The sequence below is a fragment of the Sulfitobacter profundi genome (assembly GCF_042661425.1).
Taxonomy (GTDB): domain Bacteria; phylum Pseudomonadota; class Alphaproteobacteria; order Rhodobacterales; family Rhodobacteraceae; genus Sulfitobacter; species Sulfitobacter profundi.
In genome coordinates this window covers 3017460-3029637 of the sequence record NZ_JBHSWA010000001.1, presented here as the reverse complement: position 1 = coordinate 3029637, position 12178 = coordinate 3017460, and the positions used below count along the sequence as shown (strand labels likewise).

At 60.3% G+C, this 12178-nt stretch carries 13 protein-coding genes, 1 tRNA gene and 1 pseudogene; 2 read left to right on the top strand and 13 right to left on the bottom strand.

What is annotated here, in order from left to right; all coding sequences use genetic code 11:
• Window positions 1–244 precede the first annotated feature (244 nt).
• The 5 genes from tsf to ACFQAU_RS15710 form a co-directional block, all read right to left on the bottom strand.
• Complete coding sequence (gene tsf / locus ACFQAU_RS15730) at window positions 245–1120, bottom strand: translation elongation factor Ts (protein ID WP_120351087.1); 876 nt, start codon at window positions 1118–1120, stop codon at window positions 245–247.
• A gap of 98 nt (window positions 1121–1218) precedes the next feature.
• The gene (gene rpsB / locus ACFQAU_RS15725; protein ID WP_067629648.1) at window positions 1219–2094 is read right to left on the bottom strand and encodes a 30S ribosomal protein S2; all 876 of its coding nucleotides are present in this window, start codon (window positions 2092–2094) and stop codon (window positions 1219–1221) included.
• 155 nt (window positions 2095–2249) lie between these two features.
• The gene (olsA, locus tag ACFQAU_RS15720) at window positions 2250–3026 is read right to left on the bottom strand and encodes a lyso-ornithine lipid O-acyltransferase (RefSeq protein WP_386283342.1); all 777 of its coding nucleotides are present in this window, start codon (window positions 3024–3026) and stop codon (window positions 2250–2252) included.
• 55 nt (window positions 3027–3081) lie between these two features.
• The gene (gene olsB, locus ACFQAU_RS15715) at window positions 3082–3840 is read right to left on the bottom strand and encodes an L-ornithine N(alpha)-acyltransferase (RefSeq protein ID WP_132443390.1); all 759 of its coding nucleotides are present in this window, start codon (window positions 3838–3840) and stop codon (window positions 3082–3084) included.
• A gap of 148 nt (window positions 3841–3988) precedes the next feature.
• The gene (locus tag ACFQAU_RS15710; protein WP_067262087.1) at window positions 3989–4174 is read right to left on the bottom strand and encodes a DUF3553 domain-containing protein; all 186 of its coding nucleotides are present in this window, start codon (window positions 4172–4174) and stop codon (window positions 3989–3991) included.
• A 29-nt stretch (window positions 4175–4203) separates the two neighbouring features.
• On the opposite strand from ACFQAU_RS15710, the gene ACFQAU_RS15705 reads away from it, so the two are divergent.
• Window positions 4204–4806 (top strand): histidine phosphotransferase family protein, encoded by a 603-nt coding sequence (locus ACFQAU_RS15705; RefSeq protein ID WP_132443389.1) that lies wholly within the window; start codon window positions 4204–4206, stop codon window positions 4804–4806.
• Between the two features lie 3 nt (window positions 4807–4809).
• Here ACFQAU_RS15705 and ACFQAU_RS15700 read toward each other — a convergent pair whose 3' ends face one another.
• The 8 genes and pseudogenes from ACFQAU_RS15700 to ACFQAU_RS15665 all read right to left on the bottom strand — a co-directional run bounded on the left by ACFQAU_RS15700 (window position 4810) and on the right by ACFQAU_RS15665 (window position 11927).
• Window positions 4810–6075, bottom strand: a complete 1266-nt coding sequence (locus tag ACFQAU_RS15700; protein ID WP_132443388.1) for a glutamate-5-semialdehyde dehydrogenase — start codon at window positions 6073–6075, stop codon at window positions 4810–4812.
• A gap of 33 nt (window positions 6076–6108) precedes the next feature.
• A pseudogene (gene proB, locus ACFQAU_RS15695) lies at window positions 6109–7214 on the bottom strand (glutamate 5-kinase).
• Window positions 7202–8236, bottom strand: a complete 1035-nt coding sequence (gene obgE, locus ACFQAU_RS15690; RefSeq protein ID WP_067936061.1) for a GTPase ObgE — start codon at window positions 8234–8236, stop codon at window positions 7202–7204. The pseudogene proB and the gene obgE overlap by 13 nt, the downstream one beginning before the upstream one ends.
• A 30-nt stretch (window positions 8237–8266) precedes the next feature.
• The gene (locus ACFQAU_RS15685; RefSeq protein WP_132443717.1) at window positions 8267–8803 is read right to left on the bottom strand and encodes a GNAT family N-acetyltransferase; all 537 of its coding nucleotides are present in this window, start codon (window positions 8801–8803) and stop codon (window positions 8267–8269) included.
• A 295-nt stretch (window positions 8804–9098) separates the two neighbouring features.
• Window positions 9099–9368, bottom strand: coding sequence for a 50S ribosomal protein L27 (gene rpmA / locus ACFQAU_RS15680; protein ID WP_007119633.1), 270 nt, complete (start codon window positions 9366–9368; stop codon window positions 9099–9101).
• A gap of 12 nt (window positions 9369–9380) precedes the next feature.
• Window positions 9381–10070, bottom strand: a complete 690-nt coding sequence (locus ACFQAU_RS15675) for a 50S ribosomal protein L21 (protein ID WP_067624931.1) — start codon at window positions 10068–10070, stop codon at window positions 9381–9383.
• Window positions 10071–10275: 205 nt separating this feature from the next.
• Window positions 10276–11085 (bottom strand): DUF2059 domain-containing protein, encoded by an 810-nt coding sequence (locus tag ACFQAU_RS15670; protein ID WP_132443386.1) that lies wholly within the window; start codon window positions 11083–11085, stop codon window positions 10276–10278.
• Window positions 11085–11927, bottom strand: coding sequence for a DUF2059 domain-containing protein (locus ACFQAU_RS15665; RefSeq protein ID WP_386283331.1), 843 nt, complete (start codon window positions 11925–11927; stop codon window positions 11085–11087). The genes ACFQAU_RS15670 and ACFQAU_RS15665 overlap by 1 nt, the downstream gene beginning before the upstream one ends.
• A gap of 145 nt (window positions 11928–12072) precedes the next feature.
• Here ACFQAU_RS15665 and ACFQAU_RS15660 point away from each other — a divergent pair.
• A tRNA-Ser gene (locus ACFQAU_RS15660) sits at window positions 12073–12162 on the top strand.
• Window positions 12163–12178: the final 16 nt, after the last annotated feature.

Sequence of the window (12178 nt, the reverse complement as noted above, 5' to 3'; positions counted from 1 at the left end):
TCGCGGGTGTTCGCATCAACGGTACGACGGGCTCTAAATCCTTGTAATACCAAGGCGCTTTTTGGTCCGCCGGTTTCAGTCAGGTTTATTTTTCACCTGGCTGACCGGATCCCTACCCATCCCCAGATACTCTTCGTTCACGGCCCCCGCGCTGCGCATTGGCAGCGCCTCCATGCGTATCCCTCCAACGAAAAAGGGCGGCGCATTGGAATGCGCCGCCCCATATTCAGCATGACGAAAAGGCTTAGCCTTTCGCGGCTTTTGCCACTTCTGCTGCGAAGTCTTCTTTGATGACCTCGATGCCTTCGCCAACTTCCAGACGCACGAAACCGGTGATGGTCGCGCCTGCTTCTTCGGCAGCTTTGCCGACGGTCAGATCAGGGTTCACAACGAAGGACTGGTTCACCAGCGTCACTTCAGACATGTACTTCTGCATCCGGCCGGTGATCATTTTCTCGATCACGGCTTCGGGCTTGCCGCTTTCACGGGCGATGTCCATCTGAACTTGCTTTTCTTTCTCGACCACGGCTGGGTCCAGATCAGCTTCGGACAGCGATGCAGGGTTCACAGCGGCGATGTGCATCGCGATCTGCTTGCCCAGTTCTTCGTTGCCACCGTTCATGGCGACCAGAACACCGATCTTGCCCATGCCGGGCGCGGCTGCGTTGTGCACGTAAGAGACAACGGTCTCGCCTTCGATGCTCTGCATGCGGCGCAGGGACATGTTCTCGCCGATTTTGGCGATGGCGTCGGTCAGCGTGGTTTCAACGGATTTGCCATTGATCTCAGCCGCTTTCAGCGCTTCGACATCGTCCACTTTCAGCGCTGCATCGGCGATGTTGCTGACCATGGACTGGAACTCGGCGTTCTTGCCAACGAAGTCGGTTTCGGAGTTCACCTCAACCGCGACACCGCGGCTGCCTTCAACCTTGACAGCCACAAGACCTTCGGCTGCGGTACGGCCGGATTTCTTCGCCGCTTTGGCAAGACCTTTGGTGCGCAGCCAGTCAACGGCGGCTTCCATGTCGCCGTTGCTTTCTGTCAGTGCCTTTTTGGCGTCCATCATGCCTGCGCCGGTGCTGTCGCGCAGTTCCTTGACCATGGATGCTGTGATTGCCATCTCTTGGTTCTCCTTTGGAAATCGGGTGCAGGCCCAAGGCCCGCTACTGGTGGAAATCGGGGCAGGTTACCCTGCCCCGTGTTTCAGGTCCGTGACGCTTAGCCTTCGGCTTTTGCGACGGTCTCTTTCTTGGATTCGATGTCCAGCGGCGCGTCTTTGCCCATGGCATCGTCATGCACGGTCTCTTCGGATGCGTTGCCGATTTCGACGCCGGTGCTTTCTTCGCTTACGGCTTCCTCTTCGGGGGCTTCTTCCATGGCGCCCAGATCAACGCCTGCCGCACCCAGCTGAGCGGACATGCCGTCGAGAGCAGCGCGCGATGCCAGATCGCAGTAAAGCGAGATGGCGCGGGCCGCGTCGTCGTTGCCGGGGATGATGTAGTCAACGCCGTCGGGCGAGCAGTTGGTGTCAACCACGGCCACAACTGGGATGCCCAGTTTGTTGGCTTCGGCGATGGCCAGTGCTTCTTTTTTCACGTCGATGACGAAAAGCAGGTCAGGACGGCCGCCCATTTCGCGGATGCCGCCCAGCGATGCTTCCAGTTTGTACTGGTCACGCTCCATACCAAGACGCTCTTTCTTGGTCAGGCCTTCAAAGCCGCGCTCGGACTGTTCATCGATGTTTTTCAGACGGTTGATCGACTGCGAAACGGTCTGCCAGTTGGTCAGCGTGCCGCCGAGCCAACGGTGGTTCATGTAATACTGTGCGCATTTCTCTGCGGCTTCGGCGATCGGCTGAGCAGCCTGACGCTTGGTGCCAACGAAGAGAACGCTGCCGCCTTTGGCGACGGTGTCACGGATCACTTTCAGCGCATCGTCCAGCATAGGAACTGTTTGCGTGAGGTCCATGATGTGGATGCCGTTGCGTGCGCCGTAGATGTACGGGCCCATGCGGGGGTTCCAGCGCTGTGTCTGGTGACCAAAGTGTACGCCTGCTTCAAGCAGTTGGCGCATGGAGAACTCAGGAAGAGCCATGTCTTTATACCTTTCCGGTTTAGCCTCATCGGGGGTATGACAGCTTCATGCTGCCAACCGGCGGACGTTTTGGGATTTCTCCCCAAAAGGCCCAACCCCGACTGCGGGTTCAAGTGGTGCGCATATATGCCAGCGCGCGCCGCAGCGCAAGGGGCTTATTGCAGGCCCGACCGGGGATCGGCATGCCCTGCCCGCACGATCGCCTCGCAATGTTGCGCCAGCGCCTTGCGCCCCGCGAAATCGGCTACCGGAAGCGGCGGGTGATAGACCACCTCGACCGCACCCTGTTTTCGCGCGGCCAGTGTCGTCAGCAGATGCGCCCCAAATGACATATCCCCCCACCATCCATAAAACCGCGGGTCTTCGCCCTGAGGCGCATGGTAGATCACACTCACCGGCTGAACCGCGATCTCGTCACGCAAGGCCGGGTCGAAAAAAGCCTCAAAAAGCGTTGTTTTGAAGGGAAGCACTTGCAGCCCGTCGGTGCTGGTGCCCTCGGGGAAGAACAGCAGCTTATGCCCCGCCAACAGCCGCGTCCGAAAAACCTCTGTCTGGCTGCGCGCCTCGGCCCGGTCGCGGCGGATAAAGACCGTCCCCGTCGCCCGCGCCAACCAGCCGATGCCGGGCCAGCCCGCGACTTCGGATTTGGAGACGAAATAGATCCGTTTGGCCGCGTTCAGCGCGAAAATATCCAGCCACGACGTATGGTTGGCCACCACCGCGCCGCGCCGCTCCATCGGGGTGCCCCGCCTGACAAAGCGCATGCCAAGCACCCAGAAAGCGGCTCGGCATACCATTTGCGTGATATGGGGCGTAATGGGCCGGTGCAGGCCGAAAATTGGCCGCTCGATCAGCCGCAACAGCAGCAAGACCACCAGCCCGCCAAAGACCAAAAGCGCCAAGAGCACACCGCGCAGCGCCACGCGCAACATCCCCCAAGGGTCAGGTGCCGCTTGGGCGGTGGCTGGTCACTGTCCCAAGTCGTGGTCATCCTGCGCCTCCGCCATAGAACCGCGCCTGACGCGCGCTCATTTGTTTCGTGTCTAGGATCAGGCAGACATCCGTGGTGTTAAAGGCACGGTCGATATAGGCCCCCTCGCCCACGGTGCCGCCCAGCCGGAGATAGGCTTTGATCAGGCTCGGCACGGCCAGCATGGCTTTGCGCCGGTCAAGCTCGGCCTCAGGGATCAGGTCCATCGGTGTGATTTCACGGGCGCGCACGCGCAGGTCTGCGGGCGCCAAGTGCCGATGATGCAACAGCGAAAGCGGTTCGGCCAAGGCGGCCGTATCGGTGCCGTGAAAACTTGCCACGCCGAACAGAACCTCGATCTCATGCTCGGCCACATAGCGCCCGAGCGCGGCCCAAAGGTGGTGCATCGCCGTGCCACCGCGATAGGCAGGATCAAGGCAAGACCGCCCCAATTCCAATAGTTTACGTCCCGAATTCTTCAGCGGTGTCAGATCGTATTCCGTCTCTGAATAGAACCCGCCTGCCCGCGCGGCCATATCCCCGCGCATCACCCGGTAAACGCCCGCAAGCTTGCCATTGCGCAGATCAGTCAAAAGCAGATGATCAAAGTAGGGGTCGAACCGGTCTTGCTCCAGCCCGGCGGTGTGATCGACCATCGGCCCGCCGCCGCCCAGCTCTTGCACAAAGACATCATAGCGGAGCCGCTGCGCGGCCTGCACATCAGCGTCCGTCTGCGCCAGTCTGACTTGAAAATCTGCTGCAACGCCCCGCGGCATCGGCCAATCCTATGCCCGAAATGAAAGTCTTCGCCTGATAGGCAATCGGCTGGCAAGGCGCAACAGTTGCAAGGAAAGCGAAAACCGGTTACTCTCCCTCTGGTTGCTTCAAAGAAAATTTCTTCCACCATTAAGGATTTGGAAAGGGTCATCCCTCATCAAAGACCGGCATTAATTCCAAACGAAAGCTATCTATGACCACCTTACCCTGGTCACGAAAGTTGACCGTCACCTTGCCGCCGATGTTGCTTTGCACTTGGCCCGTGCCCCATTCGGGATGCTGCGGGTGCATGACCAGCATGCCCGGCGTCAGCAGCGCGTTCAGATCATCCATGCCGTTTCCAATCATCCTAAGGGGCCACCATGGACCAATTTAACATCGACCTGCCCGCGCTGATCGGCAGCCGCATCTGCCACGACTTAATATCGCCAATCGGCGCCATCAACAACGGGCTTGAACTGCTTGAAATGGCTGGCACCGGGGCCGCACCGGGGCCAGAGCTTGCCCTGATCGGCCAAAGTGTCGAAAGCGCCTCGGCCCGTATCCGGTTTTTCCGCATCGCTTTCGGGGCCGCTGGCGATCAGACCATGGGCCAGAATGAAGTGACATCGATCCTGCGCGATCTCTATACCGCCTCACGGGTTGAGATTGACTGGCAGATCACAAGCCCCCAATCGCGCAACTGCGTGCGATTGGCGTTCCTGTCGCTGCTTTGTATGGAGACGGCTTTGCACCATGGCGGGCGGATCACCATTACCGTAGAGGCTGGCCAATGGCGTCTGCATGCCGAAGCCGACAAGATCGCGATAGACCCCGCACTTTGGGCGCTATTGTCTCAGCCGAATCCAGACCAGTCGCTACAACCTGCACAGGTCCAATTCGCGCTCTTGCCCATTTTGGCCCAAGCGCAGGGGAAAGAAATCACAGTAGACAGCGCTGACACGGTCCTCACCCTGTCTTTCTAAGGGTCAGCCGCGCACCGTTCCCGCGCCCCGAACGAGGTACTTAAAGCTCGTCAACTGCGCCGCACCGACGGGGCCGCGGGCGTGCAGTTTGCCCGTCGCGATGCCGATCTCCGCACCCATGCCAAACTCTCCCCCATCCGCGAATTGAGTGGAGGCGTTGTGCATCAGAATCGCCGAGTCCAACCCGCTGAAGAATTCCGTCGCTGTCTCAGTGTTCTCGGTCAGGATGCAGTCCGTATGGCCCGACCCGTACTGGCGAATATGGGCCATGGCGGCCTGGACATCGGGCACGACGCGCGCCGCCACGATCATGTCGAGGTACTCTTGCCCCCAATCCGTCTCGCTCGCCGGAACCGTGCCGGGGATATCCTGCAGTGCCGCATCAGCGCGCACTTCGACACCGGCATCGATCAAGGCCCGGATCACACCTTTGCCTATGGTCTTGGCGATACCCTCGTGGATCAGCAAACACTCCGCCGCGCCACAGATGCCCGTGCGCCGTGTCTTGGCGTTCAGCACCACTTTAAGCGCTTTCTCAGGGTCGGCCTCGGCGTCGATATAGATATGCACGATCCCTTCAAGATGGGCAAAGACCGGCACGCGCGCCTCACGCTGTACCAACCCAACAAGCCCCTTGCCGCCCCGCGGCACGATCACGTCGATGGTATCGGTCATGGTTAGCATTTCACGCACCGCCGCCCGGTCGCGTGTGGGCACCAGTTGCACCGCATCCTCGGGCATGCCCGCATCCCGCAACCCCTGTTGCAGGCAGGCGTGGATGGCGCGGGAAGAATGAAAGCTTTCAGACCCGCCGCGCAGGATCACCGCGTTACCGGCCTTGAGGCAAAGCGCCCCCGCGTCTGCCGTTACATTCGGACGCGATTCATAGATCACGCCGATCACGCCAAGCGGGGTCCGAACACGCTGGATGTTTAGCCCCGAAGGCTGGTCCCATTCGGCGATGATCTCTCCCACTGGGTCGGCCTGTTCCGCGACCGAGCGCAGCCCGTCGACCATGCTGCGAATGCGGTCTTCGTCCAGCATCAGCCGGTCCATCATCGCATCCGACAGTCCCTTATCGCGACCAAAGTCGAGATCCTGCGCATTGGCGGCGATGATCTCGGCCCGGTTCTTCCAAACGGCGTCGGCGGCGCTGATCAATGCGGCATGTTTACGCTCTGCCGTGGCGCTTGCCAGACGCGCTGCTGCGGCGCGGGCGCGGGCCCCAATATCGGCCATCAATTCAGAGATATTTTCGATGTCACTCATAGCCTTATGCCCCTGTCTTAATCTTGCGCGCGCCTAGAGCGCCATGTCGTCCCGATGAATCAAGGCCGCCCGCCCGGGATAGCCCAGCAGGGCCTCGATCTCTGCGCTTTTGTGGCCCTTGATCTGCCCGATCTCTTCGGCGGAATAGCGGCTGAGACCATGGCCCACGGCATGCCCCGCCGGGTCGTACATGGCGATGCTGTCACCGCGCTCAAAACGGCCTTCGACAGCCGTCACCCCGCGGGTAACAGCGATGTGCCCCGCGCCAGGGCCGCGACCGCGCCGGCGTCCACAGTGACCGCCCCGCGCGGTTTCATCGCGGCGATCCAACGTTTGCGCGCGGCCTGCGGATCGCTCTGCGCGCTGAACCACGTGGCATTCGCCCCACCTTCAAGCGCAGTGAGCGGGCGCGAGACGAAACCATCGGTGATCGCCATCGCGCAGCCTGCCGTGGTCGCCGTGCGCGCGGCCATCAGTTTGGTCTTCATGCCACCTTTGGACAAACCCGACCCGGCATCGCCCGCCATCGCCTCAATCTCGGGCGTGATGCTGTCGATCACCTCATAGCGTTGCGCGGTGGGATCCTGCGAAGGATTGGCGCTGTAGAACCCATCCACATCGGAAAGCAAGATCAACTGGTCCGCCCCCACTGTCACCGCGATCTGCGCCGCGAGACGGTCGTTATCGCCAAAGCGGATTTCATCGGTCGCGACCGTGTCATTCTCATTCACGATTGGCACGACGCCGAGCGAAAGCAACTGCTCAAGCGTGGCGCGGCTGTTGAGGTATCGGCGACGGTTGGCGCTGTCTTCCAGCGTGACCAAGACCTGCGCGGTCGTGATGCCATGGGGGGCGAGCACCTCTTCGTAAGCTCGCGCGAGGCGGATTTGCCCGACAGCCGCCGCCGCCTGTGCCTGCTCCAGCGCCAAGACAGTCGGCGGGAGGCCCAAGACACCCCGTCCAAGTGCAATTGAGCCCGAGGAAACCAGTACAACGTCGCAGCCCAACCCTTTGAGCCACAACACATCTTGCGCCAATCCGGTCAGCCAGTCCCGGCGCAAATTACCGCTGTCGCGGTCCACCAAAAGGGCGGAGCCGATCTTGATAACGACACGGCGGGCGGTGCTTAGGGTTGCCAAGGCGTGTCTTCCTCGGTGGTGCGGAAGCGCAGGCGGTCGTCATCGATGTTTTGGCGTAGGGTCCGCAACACTTCGGTCACGCCTTCACCGGCGACACTGGACATCATCATCACCTCGCCGCCGCAAGCTTTTTCCAAGTCACTCAAACGACTTGCCCGCTCTTCTTCATCCAGCGCATCAACTTTATTCAACACCGTGACGCGCGGCTTTTCCGCCAGATCGCCACCATAGGCTTCCAGCTCGCCGATGATGGTATGGTAATCTTCCGCCACAGTCTCGGACGTGCCGTCGATCAGGTGTAGCAACACCGCGCAACGCTCGACATGGCCGAGGAACAGATCGCCCAGCCCGCGCCCTTCGGAAGCGCCTTCGATAAGGCCGGGAATATCGGCTACGACGAATTCTGTGTTATCGACACCAACCACCCCAAGGTTCGGGTGCAGCGTGGTGAAAGGGTAATCCGCAATCTTTGGCCGCGCGTTCGATGTCGTGGCGAGGAAGGTCGACTTACCCGCGTTCGGCAGACCCAAAAGCCCCACATCGGCGATCAGCTTGAGCCGCAGCCAGAGCGTACGGTCGACGCCCTCTTGGCCCGGGTTTGAGCGGCGCGGCGCTTGGTTGGTGGCGGATTTGAAGTGCAGGTTGCCCCAGCCGCCATTGCCACCACGCGCTAGCTGGACGCGCTGGCCCAGCTCTGTCAGGTCCGCGATGACCGTTTCTTGATCCTCGTCGAGGATCTCCGTGCCGACGGGCACACGCAGGATGATGTCATCGCCATCCTTGCCGGTGCGCTGTTTGCCCATGCCGGGCTGCCCGTTCTTGGCAAAGAAGTGCTGCTGATAGCGAAAATCGATCAGCGTGTTCAGCCCATCCACTGCCTCGGCCCAAACCGAGCCGCCGGTGCCGCCATCGCCGCCATCCGGACCGCCATATTCGATGTATTTCTCGCGTCGGAACGACACACAGCCGCCGCCCCCGGCACCGGATCGGATATAGACTTTGCACAGGTCGAGAAACTTCATGGTCTTGCCTTTCAGGCGCGGGAAACGGAGCTACAGCTTGCAGCTATAGGTCCATGTGGGTACGGCAGCATCGCGGGCCAAGCAATAGGTTTCCGCGTCGCCGAGATAGACAAACCCTGCGTTGGTGAGCACCTTGGCCGAGGCCGGGTTGTCATGGAAAACAGAGGCAAAAAGCGCGTCATTGCCCAAGGGGTTGGCATCCACCAAAGCCTGCACCGCGTCGGAGGCCAGATGGGTGTTCCAGAACGCCGGGGCGACCCAATAGCCGATTTCGGATTGGTTGCGGTCGAGCCGGGTGAGAGAGATCACCCCCATGACCTCGGAACTCTCCGCGCGGGTGCCATCCATGACCCAGACGTCTTCTTCCCGGTCATCCGACATTGCGCGGGTCACATAGGCTTCGACACTGCCCGGCGGCAGCGGATGCGGGATAGAGGATGTCGCATTGGCGACCCGAGGGTCGCTGGCATACATCTCAATCATGCCCATATCCGACCGGCGCACCGGGCGTAGGTCAAAACGCTCTGTCTCAATAACTGGTTGGTTCACAATCGCTTCCAACTGCATCGTCATGTTCCTCCTCCGAACAGACTGGATTGGGGGCTTTGGTCCAAGCTGGCCGCCCCTGCCCCGATGAGGCACAAACAGCGCTTCGGGGCGTTGATACATCCGACATATTCCTCCCTGCCGAATGTAACGACTTTATCAAAATTCGGCCCTGTCCCGCCAAGAACGGTAAAACGATCTGACAGGCCGTCGAGCCTTGAACTGAAAAACAAACGCATGGGACATGTCCCGGAAAAAGAAAAGGGACCGGCGGTATCGCCGATCCCTGATTTTTTCAAACCCTTTGGGGTACGGCTTATTCAGCGGCCTCCGCGCGTGGCAAAACCGAAATAAACGTGCGGTTTTTCAGACCTTTGTGGAAGGTCACAGCGCCGTCGACGGTTGCAAAGATCGTGTGATCTTTGCCCATGCCAACGCCGTTAGCTGGCCAAAACTTGGTGCCGCGCTGACGCACGATGATGTTGCCAGGGATAACGGCTTCGCCGCCATATTTCTTAACGCCAAGGCGACGACCAGCTGAGTCGCGCCCGTTACGGGATGAACCGCCTGCTTTTTTATGTGCCATCTCGGTCTCTCCTTAGCCTTTGGTCTTTTCTTTGGCCTGATCGACCCAGCCTTCACGCTGGATACGGCCTTTGAAAGACAGTTTCTCGTCAACTTCAGCGATATCCGCTTCGGTCCATGCTGCGATCTGGGCAAAGGAAGTGATCCCCGCTTCGTGCAGCTTCTTCTCAAGTGCCGGGCCAACGCCGCTCAGCTCTTTCAGGTCGTCGGTGCCTGCGTCGGCTTTCTTGGCCTTCGGCGCGGCTTTTTCGGCTTTCGCCTTAGGTGCGGCGGCCTTCTTGCTCTTGGCTGGCTTTGCAGCATCATCGGACTTGCCGGTGATCGCAGCAACAGCGGCAGCGCTTACTGAGCCGGTGCCGATGGCAGCAGCAACGCCCGACTTATCCGCGCCCGAAGACAGGATATCGGTGATCTTGATCAAGGTCAGTTTCTGACGGTGACCCTTGGTGCGCTTGGAAGAGTGCTTCCGGCGGCGCTTGACGAAGTTGATAACCTTTTCGCCTTTGATCTGGTCAACGACTTCGGCCTGAACGCCTGCATCTTTAACCATAGGCGCGCCGAGCACGGGGCTGTCGCCGCCGAGCATCAGAACTTCGTTGAACTGGACTGTTTCGCCAGCATTGGCCGCAATACGTTCAACCCGCAGCATATCGCCGGATTGCACTTTGTATTGCTTGCCGCCTGTCTTGATGACCGCAAACATGCGTCTTCCTTTTCTGTCATCCGCGTTCTGTGGCCCCCGCTTGGGAGTTTGTGGATGGCTTTCCGGCCGATCCGCCTCGAACAGCGCGCCCATGGGGCGTCATTAAAAAACAATCCCTAAGACGGATTACCCGCCGGGATGCGGGCTTATCTTCGGAATGGCGGGACAAGTCAAGTAGGTTTTCGCGCTCAATTCTCTGCCCCTGTCAGAGGCTTTCGGCCACCATATTCAGGGCCAGAGCACGTCCAAGCCCGTAAGAGATATCCTCATAAGCCCGGCCAAACCCGTCAAAAAGCGCCCGGTTGAGGGCACGCCCGGCGCCTGTCTCGGCAAATTGAGCATATTGTGCAATCTCGGCGTCGCGCAGGGGGTGATAGGCCAGCAGCAGATAGGCGTGCATCCAGACAGAGGTGTCTTCGGTAACCGCCTCCAGCTCGGCGCCGACCTCGGCCAAGAGGTCTTCGTCACTGTCTTCCAAGGCGCCACCGTCGCGCATTCCGCGCAGGAACTGGAAATTGCTGTTGAGCGCCGTGCTGACATTGCGGTCAACCATATCGGCGGCGTCGATCAAGCGGCGGATCAGAGCGACCCGTGGATCATGATCCCCGGCCAATACGCCATAGTGCGCCCGCGCGATCTGCTCCACTTCCGGCTCGGCAATGGCGGCACGGCCCGCGTTCTCCAGCCCGACGATCCGACCGCCCAATTCCGTTGAATAGAAGTCAATCGCCTGCTCGACTTCGCCAGAGGTCATCGTCTCTTCCAGTGCCCGGCGCACCATTTCGACCATGCGCCCGGCGTCATGGATGCTTTCGACCTGCATCTGCCAGCCCGGACCGCCCTGCCCGCCCAGCATGTCTTGGTTCAGCATCTCGGCATGGGCCTGCCCCTCGTCACTGAGGATCACCGCCGCTTGCCGAAGCTCCAACAAATCGACAAGCACGGTCATGCGCGCATCGGCCCAAGCGGGCAAAGCCAGAAGCCCCAGGAGTGGCGCAAATACCCAAGCCCGCATTAGAGGTCCTGACTGGGCTGCATCGCCGCGAGCCGGGTGGCCACGGCCTCGAACCGATTGGCCATAATCTCATATTGGACCGCGTTCATCAGCGTATAAACCTGCTGCATCTCGGGATGCTCCAGCGCCTCAGCATAGGCGAGCAGATCGTCATCCGAGAAGGATTGATAGGTGTAGGCCGCGTTGGCCAATGCATTCGCGGCAATCTGAGCGCCCAGTTCATCGGCCTGCGCGCGCATCGCTTCGCGCAGGTCAGGCTCTTCCATCTGCAATTCGATCACCCCGGCGCCCGCGGCGGCCAAAAGGAAGCGGATCTGCACCTCTTGAATGGCCCGGACCGAGATCTCTTCGACATCGCTGGCGACATTCAAACGCCGCAGTGTTTCCAATCGCGGCGAGCCAATGTGCTCAAGCCCCGCAACAATCGCAGCACCGCTTTCCGCCTTCAGCCCGTCATCCTCGGCCATATGCGCCTTGTTCTCTACGGCCACCAAACGCTGGCCCAGATCGCTCGCATAGAAATCGGCGGCATGATCCAGCAGATCGTCGCTCAGCGTTTCAGACAGGATATCCATCGCCATGCCGTGCATCAACTCGGTGTCAAAGACATCCCGCACCAGCCGCGACCATTCCGAGCCGAAATCCTCGCTTTGCAGCCCCAACATCTCGGGCGCGGAATCGGCTGAGAGACGAATGCTCTCCAACGCCACGTCAAAGCCGGTCACTTCCAAGAACCGCTCCAACGCGCCGCGCTCTGCCGCCCGTAGCGGCACGGCAAGGGCGACAAGCAGCATCATCGCCATGACGAAGGGGGCTGCAATCAATCTATTTTGGCGAAACATGGGCTGTCCTTTCGCGGAATTCTGCCTTTAAACCTAGGCTGTACCAGCCCCGGCGCAATGAAAATCCCCAAACTTTCCCTTGATGCGCAAAACCCCTCTTGCCACTGCCTGAAAAGGCGACTAAACGGGCCTCCCAGACCCCCGCGGAGAGGTGCCGGAGTGGTCGAACGGGGCGGTCTCGAAAACCGTTGAGCCTTCACGGGTTCCCAGGGTTCGAATCCCTGTCTCTCCGCCACTTTTCCTAAGCTACT